Here is an 18,556-nt window from a genome sequence, read left to right on the forward strand (position 1 = left end):
CGCGTCTCCTCCCTGGTCAGCGGCGCAGGCCGCGGGTCGGGTCGGTCAGGTCCACCCCGAACTCCCGGAACCAGTCCTCCGGGGTGAGGTTGCCCGCCTGCGCCCGGCGGACCAGGTCCGAGCCGCCGAGCATGTCGGTCATCAGCTCCTGCTGCCGCTCCGCGAAGGAGGCGTACGCCGCGTCGATGGCGGCCTGGAGCGCCTCGGCCAGGGTGTAGCTGTCCAGCCGCATCGCTCGGGCGTTGATGTCGATGCCACCGACCTTCATGTCACCGTCGACGGTCACCCGGACCAGGCCGTCCGGGCTCTCCCCGGTCACGCGCAGTTCGGCGCGCTGCTGCTGGAACTCCGCCAGCCGGCGCTGCTGCTCCTGCGCCTGGCGCAGCAGGTTCTCCACGGCGCCGCCGGCGCCGCCGTAACCCCACGAGGTGCTCACGACTGTCCTCTCCTCACACTGACGGTCGGGCCGACGCTACCGGACCCGTTCACGCGGCGTCCGCCCCGTCAGGCGGGCTCCGTCCAGGCGGTCTGGATGAGCTGCTGGCCGTCCCGGCGACGGACCAGGGTGCCCCGGCCCGGCGGTTGCGGGCTCGGCCGCAGGTTGCCGAAGACCGCGCCCTCCTCGCGGCTGCCGGACATCAGCAGGCCCGGCGAGTCCAGCTCGCGCAGGCGTTGCAGCACCGGCTCGTAGAGGGCCCGGGCCACGCCGCCCACCCGGCGGGTGATGATCAGGTGCAGGCCGATGTCCCGCGCCTGCGGCAGCAGTTCGTGCAGGGCCCTGAGCGGGTTGTTGCCGCCGGAGGCGACCAGGTCGTAGTCGTCCACCAGGATGTAGAGCTCCGGCCCCTTCCACCAGCTCCGGTCCCGCAGCTGGGCGGTGGTCACGTCCGGCCCGGGCAGCCGGTTCTGCAGGGCGCTGCGGATCGAGCCGAGGCCCTGGCTGAAGACCTGGTTGGACGGCGCGTAGTCGAGCAGGTGGTCGCCCTCGACGGCGCCCAGCAGGCCGCGCCGGTAGTCGGCGATGACCAGCCGGGCCTGGGCCGGGGTGTACCGCTCGGCGATGCCCCGGGCGATCAGCCGCAGCAGGTTGGTCTTGCCGCACTCGGCGTCGCCGAACACGGTGAGGTGCGGCTCGGTCGTCAGGTCCAGGTAGACCGGGGCGAGCGCCGACTCGTTGACGCCGATCGGGATGCCCGGGGCCGACCGGTCGACCACCTTCGCCAGCTCGCCGACCGCCAGCTTCCGCGGCAGCAGCCGTACCTTCGGCGCCGGGCGGCCCGGCCAGTTGGCCGCCACGTGCCCGGCCAGGGCGACCGACGCCTCGGTCAGATCCTCGATGTCGCGCTTGCCGTCGATCCGCGAGATCCCGGTGAGGAAGTGCAACTTGTCGCGGGTCAGACCGCGACCCGGCGCGCCGACCGGCACGTTCTGCGCCGCCCGCCGGTCGATCTCCGACTCGGCCGGGTCGCCGAGCCGCAGCTCCAGCTTGGTGCCGAGCAGGTCCCGCATGTTGATCCGGATCTCCGCCCACCGCACGGCCGTGATGACCACGTGTACGCCGAAACCGAGCCCGCGGTTGGCCAGGTTGGTGATGGTCTGCTCCAGCTCCTCGTACTCCTGGCGCAGCGTGTTCCAGCCGTCGACCACGAGGAAGACGTCACCGAACGGGTCGTCGGCGAACTCCCCGGCCGCCCGGCGCCGCCGGTAGCTGGCCACCGAGTCGATGCCGTGCTGGGTGAACCGGTTCTCCCGCTCGTCGATGACGGCGACCACCTCGGCCACGGTCCGGCGGACCGCCTCGACGTCCCGCCGCCCGGCCACACCGGAGGTGTGCGGCAGCCCGTCCAGGCTGCGCAGCGCGCCACCGCCGAAGTCGAGGCAGAAGAACTGCACCTCGCGCGGGGTGTGGGTGAGCGCCAGCGAGGCCAGCATCGTGCGCAGCATGGTGCTCTTGCCGCTCAGCGAGGCGCCGACGATCACCACGTTGCCGCCGGCCCCGGAGAGGTCGACCATCATCGGGTCGCGGCGCTGCTCGTACGGGCGGTCGACGATGCCCACCGGCACGGTGAGCCGGCCCCGCCCCGGCCAGTCCGCGGTGGTGAGGCCGAACGTCGGGTGGACCTTCAGCGGCGGCAGCAGCTCGGCCAGGCCCGACGGCTCGGCCAGCGGCGGCAGCCAGACCTGGTGCGCCGGACGGCCCTGCCCCTTGAGACGGTCGATCAGCACGTCCAGCATCGCCACGGCCTTGCCGTCGCCGGTCTGCTCCGGCTCGGGCGCGGTCTCGGCCGGGCTCGGCAGGGCCGGCGCCGGCACGTAGTCGATGCCGTACGGGACGATCCGGCGCTGCACCTGCGCCCGTACCGAGCGCTGCACCTGCCCCGGCGCCCGGTACGGGCCCGAGACGTAGGCGGCGCGGAACCGCAGCATGGTGGACGTGTCGGTCTTGAGGTAGCCGTGGCCGGGCGCGCTCGGCAGCTCGTACGCGTCCGGGACGCCGAGCACGATCCGGCTCTCCACCGCCGAGAAGGTCCGCAGACCGATCCGGTACGACAGGTGGGTATCGAGTCCCCGGAGTTTCCCCTCCTCCAGCCGCTGGCTCGCCAGCAGCAGGTGGACGCCGAGCGACCGGCCGAGCCGGCCGATCATCACGAAGAGGTCGATGAAGTCCGGCTTCGCGGCGAGCAGCTCGGAGAACTCGTCACAGATGATGAGCAGGCTGGGCATCGGCTCCAGCGGCTCGCCCGCGGCCCGTGCCTTCTCGTAGTCGTAGCGCGAGACGTAGTTGCCGGCCGCCCGCAGCACCTCCTGGCGGCGGTTCATCTCACCGGCCAGCGCGTCCCGCATGCGGTCGACCAGCGGCAGCTCGTCCGACAGGTTGGTGATGACCGCGCTGGTGTGCGGCAACGCGTCCAGCGAGGCGAAGGTGGCGCCACCCTTGAAGTCGACCAGGACGAAGTTGAGCTCCTCGGACGAGTGGGTCACGGCCAGCGCCGCGACCACCGTACGCAGGAGTTCGCTCTTGCCGGAACCGGTCGCGCCGATGACCAGGCCGTGCGGGCCCATGCCCTCGTGCGCGGACTCCTTGAAGTCCAGCTCCACCACGTTGCCGTCCGGGCCGACGCCGAGCGGGATGCGCAGCCGGTCCCGGTGGCCGCGCGGCCGCCAGGTCTGCTGGGTGTCCACCGTGGCCGCGTCGCCGACGCCGAGCAGGTCCGGCAGCTCCATGCTGCGGGCCAGCGGCTCCTCGGTGCTGGCGCCCTGCTGCTGCGAGAGCCGGTAGGGGGCGATCTGCCGGGCCAGCCCCTCCGCGGCCGCCATGCTCAGCCGGTCCGGCCGGCCCAGCCGGGAGTTGGTCGTGCCGCGGACCAGGTCCAACCCGCTGCCGTCGCCGGCGTCCAGACAGAGCAGCCAGCGGCCGGCGTCGCGGGGCACCGCGCCGGAGAGGTCGATCACCGTGGCGCCCAGCAGGCCCGGCCCCATCAGCGCGCAGGTCGACGAGACCTCCCCGCCGTCGAGCACCACCACCACGTGCGGCGCGGTGGTGAGCGGCTTCGCCTCCGCGGCGAACCGGGGCCGGCCGCCCAACTCGTTGGCGAGCGCCGCCTCCGCCTCGGCGAGGCTGGCGAAGACCATCCGGCGCGCGCCCGCCGCGTCCGTACGCCCCGGGTGCTGGGCGTGCGGCAGCCACTTCACCCAGTCCCACACCGGCTGCCGGTCGGGCGCGGCCACCACGGCCACCAGGAGGTCGTCGGGGGCGTGGAAGGTGACCAGCTGACCCACCGCGGCCCGGGCCAGGTCGAGCACCGGCTCCCGGTCGCCGCGCAACGCGACCCGGCTGAACGCGCGCAGCGACAACGCGGTGGGCAGGTCCGGCACGCTGGAGTGGGCCCGGACGAACCGGCGCAGCGCGATGGCGCTCATCGGCTCCAGGTCCTCCACCGGCTTGGTCTCCGGCGGCACGATCTCCACGGCCAGCCGCTGCGGGCCGAGCGCGATCCGGGCCTCGCCGAAGTCGTCCTCGGTGATCCGCCGCTCCCACAGCCGGCGCGAGGCGGCGACCGACCAGAGCGCGTCCGGCTCCGGGTGCCGCCAGGTCATCGCGGCGCGCTGCTGCTCGGCGGCCCGCCGGGTGCGCTTGCGCATCTGGGCCAGGTAACGCATGTAGTCGCGCCGCTGGGCGTTCAGCTCGGCCTTGTCGTTGCCGCCGTTGCCGAGCGTGCCGACCGCCATGCCCAGCATCGACACGCCGAACAGGCCGCCGGCCACGTACGTCATCATGCCGCCGCCGCGACCCGCGTAGAGGAAGGCCATCGCGCCGACGCCGCAGAGCATCGGCAGGATCATCAGCACCTGACCCATGCCCTTGGCCTGCGGCTCCGGCAGTTCGGGCGGGGACTCCAGCAGCACCTCCCCGCGCGGCAGCGCGGGTCCCGGTTGACGCGGAAGCCGGCGGAACACCACCGTGCTCAACCTTGTCTCCTCCCCAGAGGCGGCCCTGCTCGTGGTCGGCCGACGCACCCGAGTCGTCGGGTGGGCAACCTGTGCGACCGCCATCGTAGGTAATCTCCCGGAGGCGTCGTGGACCCACGGGGGCGGCGCGGGCGGCCGAGGTGGATCGTAGGCGAGCACGAGGAGGCCACAGTGGCGACGAAGACGGCGACCGGCGGACTGAGCCGGATCACCATCGTGGCGCCGCGGACCAGGATGGATCTGGCGTTGCCGTCCGACGTGCCGCTGGCCGACCTGTTGCCGACCCTGCTGCGCTACGCCGGCGAGGATCTCGCCGACGAGGGCGTACGCCACGGCGGCTGGAGCCTGTCCCGGCTCGGTGGGCAGCCGCTCGACGGCGGCCGCACCGCCGCGCAGCTCGGCGTCCGTGACGGCGAGGTGCTCTACTTCAACCCGCGCTCCGCCGCCGCGCCCGAGATCGTCTTCGACGACGTGGTGGACGCGGTCGCCACGGCGACCAACCAGCGGGCCGGCGTCTGGCAGGTCGGCACCACGCGGGCGTTCTCGGTGCTCTTCGCCGGGGCCGCGCTGGCGGCCGGCGCGGCGGCCACGCTGCTCGCCGGGCCGCCGCAGCTGCCCGGCGCGCTCGCCGCGCTGGTGGTCGCGGTCGCGCTGCTGATCAGCGCCGCGGTGCTCTCCCGGGCGGTCGGCGACAGCCGGACCGGCGCGGTGCTCGCCATGGGTGGCCTCGGCTACGCCGCGATCGGCGGCCTGCTGGTGCTCGCCGGGGACCGGAGGCTCACCGAGCTGGCCAGCCCGCACGTGCTGCTCGCGGCGACCGCGGTGGTGCTCTTCGGCGCGGTCGCCGCGCTGGCCGTCGGCGACCGGCTGCCGCTCTTCCTCGGCGCGGTCGGGGTGGGTGTGGCGGTCGGCTTCGGCGCGGCGCTCTGCCTGGCCTTCGGCATCGGCGCCGCCGCCGCCGCGGCGGTGGTCGCGACCGTGGCGTTCGGCGCGCTGCCGGCGCTGCCGATGATCTCCTACCGGCTGGCCCGGCTGCCGGTGCCGTCGATCCCGACCGGTCCGGACGACCTGAAGAGCGACACGGAGTCGGTGGACGGCCCGCAGGTGCTGCGCAACAGCGAGCGGGCCGACGCGTTCCTCACCGGTCTGCTGTGGACGGTGTCGGTGCTGGTGCTCGGCGGTGAGCTGGTCCTCGCCGGCAACGGCCGGCTGCCGGCGGTGCTGCTCTGCCTGGTGCTGGCCCTGCTGGCGCTGCTGCGGGCCCGCCCGTTCCTCGGCCGCGGCCAGCGCACCCCGGTGCTCCTGGCCGGCACGGTGGGCCTCGGGCTGGCCGCCGCGGCCACCTTCGGCGCCGGCTCCCTCGCGGTCCGGCTCGGGCTGATCCTGGGCGGCCTGCTGGTGGTGACCGTGATCAGCCTGATCTACGGGCTCACCGTGGCGGGCAAGCGGATCTCGCCGGTCTGGGGCCGCACCCTGGACATCGTCGAGATCCTGCTGATCGTCGCCCTGGTGCCGCTGGCCGTCTGGGTCTGCGGCCTCTACGGCTGGATCGTCAACCTTCGACCGTGACCGTGCCCATCGCGGTGCCCACCGGCGCGGTGGCGTAGACGCCCGGGCCGTGCTGGCCGTCCAGCGGACGGGCCGGCACGCCGGAGCGGCGGGCCACGTCCCGGACCACCTTCACCAGCGCCTCGGCGTGGCCGTCCATGGCCGCCACGCGCAGCAGCGGCGGGAGCTGCCGGCCGCCGGGGAGCACCACCGCCGCGACCGTGTGCGACGGGGCGGAGGTGGCGGTCACCGCGTCCACCAGCGCGCCCAGCGAGCCGTTGGGGCGGACCCGCAGCGCCAGGCACCGCTGCGTCCAGCCACCGCCGCGCAGGCTGGTCCAGCTCTCCACCGGGGACTCCGGGGCCAGGTCGAGCCCGGCGCCGGAGACCACCGCGGCGTGCAACTCCTCCCGGCCGAGCACCCGGTGGCCGAGGCCGGCGGCGTTGAGCACCTTGCCGAGCCGGCCGATGCCGGCGGCGACCGTGCGGTGCACGCCGCGCAGGCCGCCGCCCCGGCTGACCGTCTCGGCGCGGGCGTCGGCGACCGACAGGCGCAGCGCCACCCAGACCGTGCGGTGCGCCGCCGGGGGCGCGCCGGGCGCCGGGTACCAGACCAGGGTGTGCGAGACGACCTGGGTCTGGGTGACCGGCCCGGTGAAGTCGGCGAGCACCGCGAGCGCCCGGTCCACCACGGCCGCCTCGATCGACCCGGCCGGGGTGCCGGGCCGGCCGGTCAGCGCTACCGCGGCGAACCAGCCCCGGTCGTCCTGGCCGATGCCGAGCCGGGTGCCGCGCTCGGTCAGCTCGACGACGGACAGCTCGGGGGCGAGCGCGGCCAGCCGCGGGTCACCCGCTGGGGCCGCGCCCCGGGCCCGGCCCCGGCGGCGGCGCAGCCGGCGGCGGAGCATCAGGTCCTCGTACCACCAGCGGCCGCCGCGGCGGGCGAAGGCGGCCACCACGGCCAGCAGCGCCAGCACGGCGACGACGGCGAGCAGCCAGGCCGGGCCGCCGGTGGCGAACCAGACGGCGAGCGCGGCGCACTCCAGCACCACGAGTTGGCCGACGACCACCGGGCCGAGCCGGCCGCGCCGGCGCTTGTCGGCCGGGGTGACCGGTCGGTCCGCCGGCACGGCGGGGGCGGTGGCCGTACGACCGGGTGGCGCCTGGACCTGGGTCATCGGTGAGCGTCCCTTCTGGACATCCTGGGCATCCGCCGGTGCGGTGCGTCGCCGGAGGGCGGGCGGGGTCCCGGTGAACCGTCGACGGCCCCTTATCGTAGGGAAGCCCGCGGCGAAGTTCGGACCTGATCGTCGCGGACCCACCCCTGCCGGAGGTTAGTCATGCGGACCCGCCGCGATCAGGTGCAGGCGTACCGCTTCGTCACCCGCCGGATCGTCTCGGCGCTGCTCACCGGCGACCCGGAGACCAACGACCTGCCGATGCGGCGCCTCGGCATGGCGGTGTTCGGCAGCGTCATCGCCGCCGCCGTCGTCCTCGGCGGCGCGGGCGCGTACGGGCAGTTCACCAGCAACTCCGCCCCGCTGGAGCCGAACACGCTGGTGATCGAGCGGGAGACCGGCGCCACCTACGTCTTCGGCGACGACAAGGTGCTGCACCCTACGCTCAACTACGCCTCGGCCCGGCTCATCCTCAACGACGCCGGCGCGCCGGTCCGCACGATGTCGCAGGCCTCGATCAAGGACCGGCCGCGGGGCCGGGCGGTGGGCATCGTGGGCGCCCCGGACGACGTGCCGGACCGGAAGTCCCTGGTCGGCCTCCCCTGGTCGGTGTGCGACGTGCCGGACCCGAACGACCCGCAGCGTTCCACCACCCGCCTGGTGATCGACCGGCCGCTGCCCGGCGGCACCCCGCTCACCGACCGGGCGGTCCTGGTCAAGGTGAACGACGCGCGCTACCTGCTCACCGGCGGCTCCCGGCTGCGGGTGGTCGGCGACGAGCAGGCGCTGGTGGCGTTGAAGATGGCCGGCGCGGCCACCCTCACGGTCGGGCAGCAGCTGCTCAACGCGGTGCCGGTCGGCCCGGCGCTACGCAAGCCGACCATCGACGGGGAGGGCGGCCCGAGCGGGCTGACCGTGGGCGACCGCCCGGCCCGGGTCGGGCAGGTCTACCGGGCCGCGGGCCAGTACTACGTGCTGGCCAAGCAGGGCCTGGTGGCGATCGGGGAGGTCACCGCGCTGCTGCTGCTCGGCGGCGGCGGTCAGGTCACCGACATCACGCCGGACCAGGCCGGCCAGCTCCTCACCGACCAGCGGCTGGAGGCCGAAGGGCTGCCGGTCCGGCTGCCCACCCTGCACGAGGTCCGCGCCGGGCGGACGGTGCTCTGTGCCACGTACCGCTCCGGTCCGGCCGGCCAGCCGACCACCACGCTGGAGGTCTTCGACCAGCCGCCGGCCGAGCTGACCGCGGCGACCGCGGTGCCCGCGCGGCAGAGCGCGCGCGACGCGGTCCGGACCGCCGAGAGCGTGCTGCTGCCCGGCGGCAAGGGCGTGCTGGTGCAGTCCACCGCCGGGGAGACCGGCAAGCCGGCGGCCGGTTCCACGGTCTACCTGATCACCGCCCAGGGGGTCCGTTACCCGCTCGGCACCGCCTCGGGCGACGCGAAGAGCGCCCTCGGCTACGGCGACGTGACCCCGCTCGCGGTGCCCGCGTCCCTGCTGGCACTGGTGCCGACCGGGCCGACCCTGGAGCGCGAGGACGCGATGACCCACTTCGATCCGGGTGCCACGCCCGGCGGCGGCGCGACGACCGGTCCGGGCGACGACGCGGCCCCCGCGCAGGGCGGCTGAGCGGCGCCGCGACGGTCCGAAGTGGAAGGAACCCGATGACGGGTCGCCCCGGTTGGGCCGGGTCGACTAACCTGAACGTGGCCAACGGTTCTCGACGATGACTACGGGGATGCAGCCATGACCGGGCGCACGACAGTAGACGTACTGTCCTTGGAGGACTTTCACCAGCGGCTCGAGCGCAGGCTGAGCGAGGCCGAGTCGGTGTTGAAGAAGCTCAACACCGAGATGCAGTGCCGGCCGCCGGCACTCGGCGCGTTCACCGACGCCAACGACAACGCGCGTCGCTACTCCGAGACGCACCAGAGCTACGTCAACCACGTCGAGCGGTTGCGGCGGGCGATCGTGGCCGCCCAGAAGGCCACCAAGACGATCATGACGAACTACAAGACCGCCGAGGCACGCAACGCCGCCGCCGCGGCCGACATCGCCGCCGCCCTCTCCGGGCTGACCGAGGCGATGAAGCCGAAGGGAGAGGATCCGCGTGTCTGAATACACCCAGCGCTACGAGCACGTCAGCCACAAGGAGCTCTACCAGGGCGTCAACGCCGGTGACCCGAAGCAGATCGACGGGCTCAGCGCCCAGTGGACCTCGCTGAAGGGCACCCTCGACGACCTCGGCCGCGACCTGACCGCCGACCTGGACGCGCTGCTGAAGACCTGGACGGGCGACGCCTCCCGGGAGTTCCACCGCCGGCTCAACCTGGTCGCCGACTACTCCGGCAACCTGGCCGAGGGCATGACGGGCATGCGGCAGGCGCTCGACATGATGGCCAGCGAGCTGCGCACCGCCCAGGCGAAGGCGGAGAGCCCCGAGGAGACCGACGACAACGACAAGATGCTCTCCAACGCCGGCAAGGGCTTCCTGGTGGGCGGCCTGCCGGGTGCGCTGGTCGGCGGCATCGTCGGCCACGAGCAGGACAAGGCCGAGCAGGAGAAGGCACACCAGCGGATGGTGCAGGTCGTCGCCAAGCTGGCCGAGGGCTACGACTTCTCGGCGTACGGCCGGATCGTCGTGCCGGAGCCGCCGCACACGGAGCTGCCGGGCCACAGCGACTCGACCGATCCGACGCTGCGCAGCGGCCCGTCGGTGGGCACGCCGTCGGCCGGGCCGGGGGTCGGCAGCTTCGGTCCCGCGGCGAACGGCACCGCGACCACCTCGGGCGTGCACCACACCGCCCCGGGCAGCGGCACGGTGGGCGGCGGCACCGGCGGCCAGCCCGGCACCGGCACCCCGGGCACCATCGGCTCGGTCGGCACCGTCGACCCGAGCGGCACCTCGCTCGCGGGCGCCGGTCCGCTGACCGTCCCCGGTCCGACGACCGGCCTGGCCGGTCCCGGGCTCGGCGGCGCCAACCCGACCCTGCCGGCCGGCGGGGGCGGCGGCTCGCTCTACGGCATGCCGGGCGTGCTCGGCACCGGGTCGCTGGCCGGTTCGGGTGGCGGCTCGGCGGGCGCCGGCCGAGTGGGCGGGATCGGCGCCGAGGGCCGGTCGGCCGCGGGCACCGGCCGCCTCGCCTCCGGGCGGGGCGTGACGGTCGAGGCGGAGGGCCGTTCCACGGGCAAGGGCGGCGCCACCGGGCGGCCCGCCATGGCCGGCCGCAACGGCGTGCTGGGCGCGCGCGGCGGCGAGGACGACGAGGCCGAGGGCCGGCTGACCTGGCTCACCGAGGACGAAATGGTCTGGACCGACGGCGAGGCGGCCCCGCCGCCGGTGCTCGGCGGCAACTGACCGCAGGCTGACGACGGCGCGGCGTCCCCACCGGGGCGCCGCGCCGTTTCGCGTCTGTGGCGCCGCGCCGTTCGCATCCGGCGGGGGCGCCGCGCCGTTTCGCGTCCGGCGGAGGCGCCGCCCGCTGGCCGAAGGCGCCGGATCTCCGGCGGAACGGATCCGTCCACAGCGAATGGTGGGGCGGGTCACGTCGACCGGGAAGATCGTCGAGCTGCACGATGCGGAACTGACCGATAGGTTGAAACGGTGCTGCCCGTAGCGTTCGCCTCGTCCCTCTGGACGGCCACGCTGCGCAGGATCGCCCGCACGGCGGTGACCGCCCTCGCACTCATCGCCGGCCTCACCGGCCCGGCCGTCACCCCCGCCGACCACCTCCACCCGGCCGCGACCGCCCGCCCGGCGGTCGACCTGCGGGTCGACGCCCCGGTTGCCCTCGGCGTCGCGCCGGCCGGCCCACGGGTCGCGGAGGCGGCCGGTGTCCGGCCCGCCGCGCCGGCCGTGGACTCGCCCGTCCGGCACCCGCTCGCCGCGCCGGCCGGGGCCGGGACGCCGCAGCGGGCCACGGCGGACGCCGCCGCGCCGGTAGCGGGCCGGGACGTCGTCCTCGCCGCCGACCCCGGCCGGGCCGCCAACGCCCGCCGCGGTCCGCCGCGCGCCTGACCGCGCCGGCCTCTCCTCGCGTACGCGCCGGCGCCGCTCGACCGCCCCGGCCGCGTACCCCCGTCGCGTGCCGCCGCGACCTCCCGCCCGCCGACCGGGCCCCGACCGTTGACTCCTACCGTTCCACCACGAGGTGCTGGTGATGCAGACCGTCTTCTCCACCGTCCTGCCCGACGTTCCCCGGGCCGCCGTGATCTGGCTGGCCCTGCTCGCCGTGGCGGCGATCGTGGTCGCCGCCCTGATCGTCCGCCCGGCCCGGTTCCGGTCGGTGTTCGGCGACCGGATCAGCGATGCCGCCCGGCCGAGCAGCATCGACCTGGCCGAGCAGGCCCGCGAGGAGGCCCGCGAGCGGGCCCGGTACGCGCAGGAGGTGGCGGTGGCCGCGTCCCGGGCTGCGGCGACCGCCGAGCGGCGTCGGGCCGAGTGGCTGGCCGCGCAGGAGGAGGTCGAGGAGGCGTGGCAGGCGTACGAGGCGGCGGAGGAGGACGTCCGCCGGCTGGCCGCCGCCGCGGCGCTGCCCCTGCCCCGGACCGCCCGGACCCCCGCCGAGTACGTGGACCGGGAGCGCTGGCTGCACCGGGCGGCGCTGGACGCCCAGTGGCGCAAGGAGATCACCGTGCAGCAGCTCAGCGACATCCTCGGCCACCAGGGCTGGGATCCGAGCCGCCACCCGGTGGAGCAGGAACTGCTGCTGCGCCGGCTGGTCCGGGACAACCTCCGGGCCCGGCAGCAGGCCGCCCTGGAGCGGGAGCAGGCCGCCTGGCGGGCCGCCGAGCTGGCTGCCGCCGCCGCGCGGAGCCTGCGCGACGAGGCGTACGCGGCGACCCGGCCGGCCACCGCGCCGCAGTCGTCGCTGTCCATCGTCGACCTGGCCGGGCCGGAGACCACCCGGGAGCTGCCGACGCCCACCCGGGCCGCCGAGACCACCCGCGAGCTGACCCCGGTGGCCCGGGGGCGGGCGGCCGTGCCGGCGTACTGACCTCGGGCGGAACTGGCCCGGCTCGGTTAGCGTGACCTCGTGTCCCGTGAAGCCTGGGTACTTGTCGTGCTCGCCGCCGTCGCCGCGCTGGCGACGCTGGTCGGGGCGGTGCTGCTCGCCGTCCGGGTGGTCCGCACCCGCCGCATGCTGGGCGCGCTCGGGGTGGGCGGCAAGGTCGCCTTCTACGGCGCGCTGATCTACACGATCCTGCCGGTGGACCTGCTCCCCGACCCGATCTATCTGGACGACATGGGCGTGCTGGCCGGTGCGCTGATCTACCTGGGCCGGCTGGCCGCGAAGCACCGGGCCGCGCAGCGTGGGCTGCCCGACCGGTCGGACTCCCCGCCGGGGCCGGGCCGGCTGCGCCGCCCCGTGTCATGATCGGCGCGGGGCCGGCGGTCGGCCCGGACCAGGACACCGAGGGCGGGAGATGGCGGGCGACCACCGGCTGGACCCACACGACGAGCGGGTCGCCCGGTTCTTCCGGGACCGGCACCTCGCCACGCTGACCACCCTGCGCGCGGACGGCACCCCGCACGTCGTACCGGTGGGGGTCACCTTCGACGCGGACGCCGGGCTGGCCCGCGTGATCACCTCCGGCACCTCGGCCAAGGCCCGGCACGTCGCCGCGGCCGGCCCGGCGGGCACGCCCGTGGCGGTCTGCCAGGTCGACGGCCGCTGGTGGCTGACCGTGGAGGGCCGGGCGGTGCTGCGCCGCGACCCGGAGTCGGTGGCCGAGGCCGAGCGGCGCTACGCCGAGCGGTACCGCACCCCACGTCCGAATCCGCAACGCGTGGTCATCGAGATCGCGGTGACCCGCCTCCTCGGCAGCCTTCCCACCGGCACCGCCTGACCCGGCGGTCACATCACCGCTCCGACCGCCCGCGTGGGATGTCCGGTTAAACCGTGACGGCCGCCACCTGCGGAAATCGGGGCCGACGCCGGGCCGTTGCACCTCCCGTACGAGCGATCTGAGCGAGCGGGTGGCAGGCCCGCCGCCCCCGGTGAGCGAGTGGGGACCGAGATCTCCCGACAGCACGCCGAGCGCCACTCCCGGTACCACGTCTCCGCACCCCGGAGACGTCAACCCCCGAATGGAGTCCGCCATGAACTCGATCCTCCGTAAGAGCATGCTGTCCGTCGCCGGCCTCTGCATGTCCGGCGGCATCATCGCCGGCCCGGCTGTGGCGGCGCACGCCGCACCGGCGCAGGCCGGGCCGAAGGCCCTGTCGACCGTGGCCAAGGGCAAGGGCGAGCGGAGCGCCGGCTACGAGTACGAGGCGCAGCCGAACTTCTTCTACTGCGGTCCGGCCTCGACCCGGATCGCCCTGTCGGCCGAGGGCAAGGAGGTCAGCCAGGACGAGCTGGCCGCCAAGCTGGGCACCACCGAGAACGGCACCGACTCGGCCATCGACATCACCCGGGTGCTCAACGAGTACACCGGTGGCAAGTACAAGACCACCGAGATCCGGGACGACGTGGCCACCAAGGAGCAGGTCGAGCGCCTGCGGGCGGACGTCAGGGCCGCCGTGGACCAGGGTCGGCCGGTCGTCGCCAACATCCTGGGCGGCGCGCTGGACATCGACGGTGTCGAGCACAGCTACCCCGGTCACTACCTGACCGTGGTGGAGTACAAGGACGACGGCAACACGGTGCTGATCGCCGACCCGGCCAGCCCGAACGAGCCGACGTACTGGATGGACGTGACCGAGCTGGCCAACTGGATCGCCGGCCGCGGTTACAGCTCCTGACCGAACCACCGAGGGCCGGTCTCCCCCGAGCGGGGAGGCCGGCCCTTTCGGCGTCCTGTTCCGTCACCGGCCCCGCTAGAGTCTGGACCGTGCCGCGTCCGGTGATCTTCGACCTGTTCCACACCCTGGTGCCCGGCGGGGACTCCGAGCGGGACCGGGTGGTCGGCGAGATGGCGCTGATGGTGGGGGTGGAGCCGGCCGCGCTGGTCGACGCGTACCACGCGACCTGGCGGGACCGGATGACCCGCTGGGACGCCGCGGAGACGGTCCGCATCCTGGCCCGGCGGCTCGGCGGCACGCCCACCGAGGAGCAGGTGACCCGGGCCGCCGCGCACCGCCGCGAGCTGGCCCGGCGGCTGCTGGGCCGCGTCCGGCCGGAAACCGTCGCGGTGCTGGACGCGCTGCGCGCCGACGGCCACCCGATCGGGCTGGTCAGCAACGCCACCGCGGAGACCGCCGAGGCGTGGCCCTCGACCGACCTGGCCCGCCGGTTCGACGTCGCGGTCTTCTCCAGCGACGTGGGCCTGGCCAAGCCCGACCCGGCGATCTACCGGCTGGCGGCGGAGCGTCTCGGCGTCGCGCCGGCCGACTGCGTCTTCGTGGGCGACGGCGCGGACGGCGAGCTGGCCGGCGCGGCGGCGGTCGGCATGACCGTGGTCCGGACCACCGAGCACAACGACACCGATCCCGCCTGGGTGGGCCGCGCGCTGACCGCCCTGGGCGAGCTGCCCGCCCTGCTGCGCGAGCCGATCGGCGGGTGAGCACCTGCGCCGGGAGGCGACGGCAATCCGGCTGGTTCGACCGTCCGGGCGGGGGTAGTGGTCCGACAAGCCGTTCCGCAACCCACCGGTAAGGGGCTATTCAGATGACCGACGTACAGACGGAACGGGACGTCGTCGACGTCCTGATGACGGACCACCGCGAGGTCGAGGCGATCTTCGTCGAGCTGGAGAGCCGGCAGGGCACCCCGGAGCACCGGCGGCAGCTCGCCGACGTGGTGATCGCCGAGCTGGTGCGGCACTCCGTGGCCGAGGAGGCCTATGTCTACCCGGCCGCCCGCAAGGCGCTCCCCGACGGCGACCAGCTCGCCGAGCACGAGATCTCCGAGCACGCCGACGCCGAGCGGACCATGAAGGAGCTGGAGTCGCTCGACCCCTCCGAGCCGCGCTTCGACGAGCTGCTGACCAAGCTCACCGCGACCATCCGGCACCACGTGCAGGACGAGGAGAGCGACCTATTCCCCCGGCTCCGCGCGGCCTGCGCCCGGGAGGAGCTGGTCGAGCTGGCCGGCAAGGTGGAGGCGGCGAAGAAGTCGGCGCCCACCCGGCCGCACCCGGCCGCCCCGGACCACCCGCCGGCGAACAAGCTGCTCGCCCCGGGAACCGGCCTGGTCGACCGGATGCGTGACGCGCTGAGCGGCCGGCCCACCTCCATGCGGGAGCTGCGCGAGAAGTCCTGACCACCGACCGCGGCGGCCACGCTCCCGGCACGGGGGGCGTGGCCGCCGCCGTGTGTCAGGGGGTCTGCGGGTACGGGTCGAGCGGGCGCTCGAAGAAACTCTCCAGCACCACCACGGTCTGCGTGCCGGTGACACCCTCCACCTGGAACAGCCGGCGCAGGCTGGCCTGGAGCTGCTCGGGCGTGCCGACCCGGATCTTCACGAGCAGCGAGGCGGGGCCGGCGATGACGTGCGCCTCCTCCACCTCGGGCAGCGCGGCGAGCGCCTCCCGGGTGGGCTGGTCGCCCATCCACGCGTTCGCCTCCACCAGCACGAACGCCAGCACGCCCCGGCCGACCGCGGCCGGGTCGACGTCCACGGTGGTCCGCCGGACCACCCCCTGCTCGCGCAGCTTGCGCACCCGCTCGTGGACCGCTCCCGTGGAGAGCCCGACCGCCCCGGCCAGCGCCGCGTACGACTGGGTGGCGTCGTGTTGCAGCGCCGCGAGCAGCTTCCGGTCGACGTCGTCCACGACCGCGCCTCCGTTCGGTGATGGTCCTCACGACTGATTCTCGTTCGGCCATGTTAGCGTCATGCCGAACGTCAGTCACAAACGGAGGCGGTCGACGTGGATCGGTTCAGGACGCGTTTCGAGGTGCGGGACGAGCGGTTCCGCCGGGTCAACGGCGACGAGTGGACGGAGTGCCTCTGGACCGGGGGCCGCTGGCTGGAGGGTCCGGCCTGGTTCTCCGCCGGGCGCTACCTGGTCTTCAGCGACATCCCCAACGACCGGCTGCTGCGCTGGGACGAGACCACCGGCGCGGTCGGGGTGTTCCGCCAGCCGGCCGGCTACGCCAACGGGCACACCGTCGACCGGCGGGGACGGCTGGTGAGCTGCGAGCAGGGCCGGCGGCGGGTCACCCGGACCGAGGCCGACGGCACTGACACGGTGCTCGCCGAGCGCTGGCGCGGCAAGCGGCTGAACAGCCCGAACGACGTGGTGGAGCACTCCGACGGCTCGATCTGGTTCACCGACCCGAGCTACGGCATCGACAGCGACTACGAGGGTCACCGGGCCGAGAGCGAGATCGGCGGCAACCACGTCTACCGGGTCGACCCGCACGACGGCGAGGTACGCCAGGTCGCCGACGATTTCGTGCAGCCCAACGGGCTGGCGTTCAGCCCCGACGAGTCGCTGCTCTACGTGGTCGACACGCGGGCCAAGCACCTGCGCCGGTTCGCCGTCACCGAGGGCGGCGCCCTGCGCGGCGGCGAGGTCTTCGCCACCTGCGACGCCGGCTCCTTCGACGGCGTACGCCTCGACGACGCCGGCCGGGTCTGGGTGGCCGCGCACGACGGGCTGCACTGCTTCGACCCGGACGGCACGCTGCTCGGCAAGCTGCACCTGCCGGAGGTGGTCGCCAACTTCACCTTCGGCGGCCCGAAGCGCAACCAGCTCTACATCTGCGCCTCCAGCTCGCTGTTCAGCCTGCGGATCAACGTCAACGGGGCGCGCTACCCCGGCTGGTGACCGGTCAGCCCTCCGGGGCGATCCGCCGGAGGTTGTCCAGGTCGGACACCACGATCGCCTCCAGCGGGCAGGACTCGGCCGCATCCAGCACCGACTCGTCGGCGGCGATCCGCTCGGCCACCGGCCGGGACAGCCCGCCGACCAGCACGAAGTGACGCGGCGACACCCCGGCGCAGATCCCGGAGCCGATGCACCGGGTCGGGTCGACGTGCAGCCGCCACTCGGTCCCCTCGCTCACGCTTCCTCCCCCGCTCCGGCCCGGTTCACCAGGCCACCGGCATCGCCACCAGGCCCCGCACCAGCAGGCCGCTCTTCCAGGTCAGCTCCTCCACCGGCACCGCGAGCCGGAGCCCCGGCGCCCGGTCGAGCAGGGTCTCCAGCACCACCCGCAGCTCCATCCGGGCCAGCTGTGCGCCGACGCAGTGATGCACGCCGTGGCCGAAGCCGAGATGGGGGTTGACCTGGCGGGTCAGGTCCAGCCGGTCGGCGTCGGCGAAGACGGCGCCGTCCCGGTTGGCCGCCGCGATGTTGACCACCACGGGCTCGCCCGCCCGGACCAGCACCCCGCCCAGCTCGACGTCCTCGGTGGCGTAGCGGGGGAAGGCCGCCGTCGCGCCGAGCGGGATGAACCGCATCAGCTCCTCGACGGCGACCGGCACCAGCTCCGGCCGCTCCCCCAGGGTGGCCCAGGCGCCGGGGGTGGTGAGCAGGACGTACACCATGTTGGGGATCTGGGTCACCGTGGTCTCGTGGCCGGCGGCGAGCAGCCCGGCGGCGAGGGTGACCATCTCCTCCTCGGTGAGCCGGTCGGCGTGCTCGTCGCGCGCCCGCACCATCGCGCTGAGCAGGTCGTCGGCGGGTTCGACCCGGCGCCGGGCGACCAGCCCGCCCATGTAGGCGAGCAGGTTGTCGAGGTAGTGCTGGGCGAGACCGGGCTCCAGCGAGGTGGTCGAGACGATCGCCTCCGACCACGTGTGGAACCTGTCCTGGTCGGACACCGGCACGCCGAGCAGGTCGCAGATCACCCGGATCGGCAGCGGGGTGGCCAGGTGTGCCACCAGGTCGGCGGGCGGCCCGGCGGCGAGCAATCCGTCGACCAGCTCGTCGGCCACCGCCCGGGTACGCGGACGCAGCTCCTCGACCCGGCGCGCCGTGAACGCCTTCGCCACCAGCCGGCGCAGCCGGGTGTGCTCCGGCGGGTCCATCGAGAGGATGCCGGTCTCCTGCTGGCGCGGGGTGTTCCGGGGTTCGTCGCGGCCGACCGACGCGGCCCGGCTGAACCGGGGGTCGCCGAGCACCGTCTTCACGTCGGCGTGCCGGGTGGCCAGCCAGGCGGGCTCGCCGTAGGGCAGTTGGACCCGGACCAGCGGCTGCTCGCGCAGCTCGGCGTAGCGGGCGTCCAGGTCGAGCCGGAAGGGGGCGTTGAACGGGTAGCGCTGCGGGATGGTCGCCTGGGAAGTGTCGGTCACCGGCTGGCTCGCTCTCGTCCACGGCACCGCGGGCGGTGCGGGTCGACTCCGCACGACTCGACGCTGAGTCATGCCCCGACTGCGGATGGTAGCGAGATCGGTCGATGGAGACCAGAGGGTTGTTCGGGGTCCGACACGACGATCCCGGGCCGCCCACGCGGGACGGCCCGGGATC

The 18,556-nt window shown here is 74.6% G+C and carries 18 protein-coding genes; 12 read left to right on the top strand and 6 right to left on the bottom strand.

The annotated features are described in order from the left end of the window. Positions 1-16 precede the first annotated feature (16 nt). Both IEY96_RS02575 and eccCa read right to left on the bottom strand, forming a co-directional pair. Entirely contained in the window at positions 17-436 is a 420-nt protein-coding gene (locus tag IEY96_RS02575) for a YbaB/EbfC family nucleoid-associated protein (protein WP_189193167.1), read from the bottom strand. A gap of 68 nt (positions 437-504) precedes the next feature. Continuing rightward, on the bottom strand, positions 505-4,470 hold the full coding sequence (eccCa, locus tag IEY96_RS02580; RefSeq protein WP_189193168.1) for a type VII secretion protein EccCa: 3,966 nt from the start codon (positions 4,468-4,470) through the stop codon (positions 505-507). A 171-nt stretch (positions 4,471-4,641) separates the two neighbouring features. On the opposite strand from eccCa, the gene eccD reads away from it, so the two are divergent. Further along, a complete protein-coding gene (gene eccD, locus IEY96_RS02585; protein ID WP_189193169.1) occupies positions 4,642-6,039 on the top strand; it encodes a type VII secretion integral membrane protein EccD in 1,398 nt (465 codons plus the stop codon). Here eccD and IEY96_RS02590 read toward each other — a convergent pair. Next, entirely contained in the window at positions 6,023-7,195 is a 1,173-nt protein-coding gene (locus IEY96_RS02590; protein ID WP_189193170.1) for a type VII secretion protein EccE, read from the bottom strand. The two genes, eccD and IEY96_RS02590, sit on opposite strands and share 17 nt — an antisense overlap. 162 nt (positions 7,196-7,357) lie before the next feature. Here IEY96_RS02590 and eccB point away from each other — a divergent pair, with 162 nt between their 5' ends. The 10 genes from eccB to IEY96_RS02640 all read left to right on the top strand — a co-directional run bounded on the left by eccB (position 7,358) and on the right by IEY96_RS02640 (position 15,402). Further along, positions 7,358-8,824 (top strand): type VII secretion protein EccB, encoded by a 1,467-nt coding sequence (eccB, locus tag IEY96_RS02595; protein ID WP_189193171.1) that lies wholly within the window; start codon positions 7,358-7,360, stop codon positions 8,822-8,824. A 117-nt stretch (positions 8,825-8,941) separates the two neighbouring features. Then, positions 8,942-9,313: a DUF2563 family protein gene (locus IEY96_RS02600; protein WP_189193172.1), complete on the top strand. Its 372-nt coding sequence runs from the start codon at positions 8,942-8,944 to the stop codon at positions 9,311-9,313. Further along, positions 9,306-10,553 carry a WXG100 family type VII secretion target gene (locus IEY96_RS02605; protein WP_189193173.1) on the top strand — a complete coding sequence of 416 codons (1,248 nt, stop codon included), beginning with the start codon at positions 9,306-9,308 and terminating at the stop codon, positions 10,551-10,553. The genes IEY96_RS02600 and IEY96_RS02605 overlap by 8 nt, the downstream gene beginning before the upstream one ends. Positions 10,554-10,799: 246 nt before the next feature. Continuing rightward, a complete protein-coding gene (locus tag IEY96_RS02610) occupies positions 10,800-11,213 on the top strand; it encodes a hypothetical protein (RefSeq protein ID WP_189193174.1) in 414 nt (137 codons plus the stop codon). A 142-nt stretch (positions 11,214-11,355) separates the two neighbouring features. Then, positions 11,356-12,192, top strand: a complete 837-nt coding sequence (locus IEY96_RS02615) for a hypothetical protein (protein ID WP_189193175.1) — start codon at positions 11,356-11,358, stop codon at positions 12,190-12,192. 39 nt (positions 12,193-12,231) lie between these two features. Then, positions 12,232-12,573, top strand: a complete 342-nt coding sequence (locus tag IEY96_RS02620) for a YkvA family protein (RefSeq protein WP_189193176.1) — start codon at positions 12,232-12,234, stop codon at positions 12,571-12,573. Positions 12,574-12,622: 49 nt separating this feature from the next. Continuing rightward, positions 12,623-13,045: a pyridoxamine 5'-phosphate oxidase family protein gene (locus IEY96_RS02625; protein WP_189193177.1), complete on the top strand. Its 423-nt coding sequence runs from the start codon at positions 12,623-12,625 to the stop codon at positions 13,043-13,045. A 253-nt stretch (positions 13,046-13,298) separates the two neighbouring features. Beyond that, entirely contained in the window at positions 13,299-13,943 is a 645-nt protein-coding gene (locus tag IEY96_RS02630; RefSeq protein WP_189193178.1) for a C39 family peptidase, read from the top strand. An 89-nt stretch (positions 13,944-14,032) separates the two neighbouring features. Continuing rightward, positions 14,033-14,704, top strand: coding sequence for an HAD family hydrolase (locus tag IEY96_RS02635; RefSeq protein ID WP_189193179.1), 672 nt, complete (start codon positions 14,033-14,035; stop codon positions 14,702-14,704). A gap of 104 nt (positions 14,705-14,808) precedes the next feature. Further along, positions 14,809-15,402, top strand: a complete 594-nt coding sequence (locus tag IEY96_RS02640) for a hemerythrin domain-containing protein (protein ID WP_189193180.1) — start codon at positions 14,809-14,811, stop codon at positions 15,400-15,402. A gap of 55 nt (positions 15,403-15,457) precedes the next feature. Here IEY96_RS02640 and IEY96_RS02645 read toward each other — a convergent pair whose 3' ends face one another. Further along, positions 15,458-15,913, bottom strand: a complete 456-nt coding sequence (locus tag IEY96_RS02645; RefSeq protein WP_189193181.1) for an Lrp/AsnC family transcriptional regulator — start codon at positions 15,911-15,913, stop codon at positions 15,458-15,460. A 96-nt stretch (positions 15,914-16,009) separates the two neighbouring features. Here IEY96_RS02645 and IEY96_RS02650 point away from each other — a divergent pair, with 96 nt between their 5' ends. Beyond that, the gene (locus tag IEY96_RS02650; RefSeq protein WP_189193182.1) at positions 16,010-16,912 is read left to right on the top strand and encodes an SMP-30/gluconolactonase/LRE family protein; all 903 of its coding nucleotides are present in this window, start codon (positions 16,010-16,012) and stop codon (positions 16,910-16,912) included. Positions 16,913-16,916: 4 nt separating this feature from the next. Here IEY96_RS02650 and IEY96_RS02655 read toward each other — a convergent pair whose 3' ends face one another. Beyond that, positions 16,917-17,150: a ferredoxin gene (locus IEY96_RS02655; RefSeq protein ID WP_189193183.1), complete on the bottom strand. Its 234-nt coding sequence runs from the start codon at positions 17,148-17,150 to the stop codon at positions 16,917-16,919. A gap of 25 nt (positions 17,151-17,175) precedes the next feature. Beyond that, positions 17,176-18,381 carry a cytochrome P450 gene (locus tag IEY96_RS02660; protein WP_229791349.1) on the bottom strand — a complete coding sequence of 402 codons (1,206 nt, stop codon included), beginning with the start codon at positions 18,379-18,381 and terminating at the stop codon, positions 17,176-17,178. Positions 18,382-18,556 lie beyond the last annotated feature (175 nt).

The sequence above is a fragment of the Micromonospora fulviviridis genome, from assembly GCF_014648395.1.
Lineage (GTDB): Bacteria > Actinomycetota > Actinomycetes > Mycobacteriales > Micromonosporaceae > Micromonospora > Micromonospora fulviviridis.

Coding starts and splice junctions, on each gene's coding strand:
- IEY96_RS02590 (WP_189193170.1), bottom strand. CDS start 7,195: ATGACCCAGGTCCAGGCGCCACCCGGTCGTACGGCCACCGCCCCCGCC.
- eccB (WP_189193171.1), top strand. CDS start 7,358: ATGCGGACCCGCCGCGATCAGGTGCAGGCGTACCGCTTCGTCACCCGC.
- IEY96_RS02600 (WP_189193172.1), top strand. CDS start 8,942: ATGACCGGGCGCACGACAGTAGACGTACTGTCCTTGGAGGACTTTCAC.
- IEY96_RS02615 (WP_189193175.1), top strand. CDS start 11,356: ATGCAGACCGTCTTCTCCACCGTCCTGCCCGACGTTCCCCGGGCCGCC.
- IEY96_RS02625 (WP_189193177.1), top strand. CDS start 12,623: ATGGCGGGCGACCACCGGCTGGACCCACACGACGAGCGGGTCGCCCGG.
- IEY96_RS02630 (WP_189193178.1), top strand. CDS start 13,299: ATGAACTCGATCCTCCGTAAGAGCATGCTGTCCGTCGCCGGCCTCTGC.
- IEY96_RS02640 (WP_189193180.1), top strand. CDS start 14,809: ATGACCGACGTACAGACGGAACGGGACGTCGTCGACGTCCTGATGACG.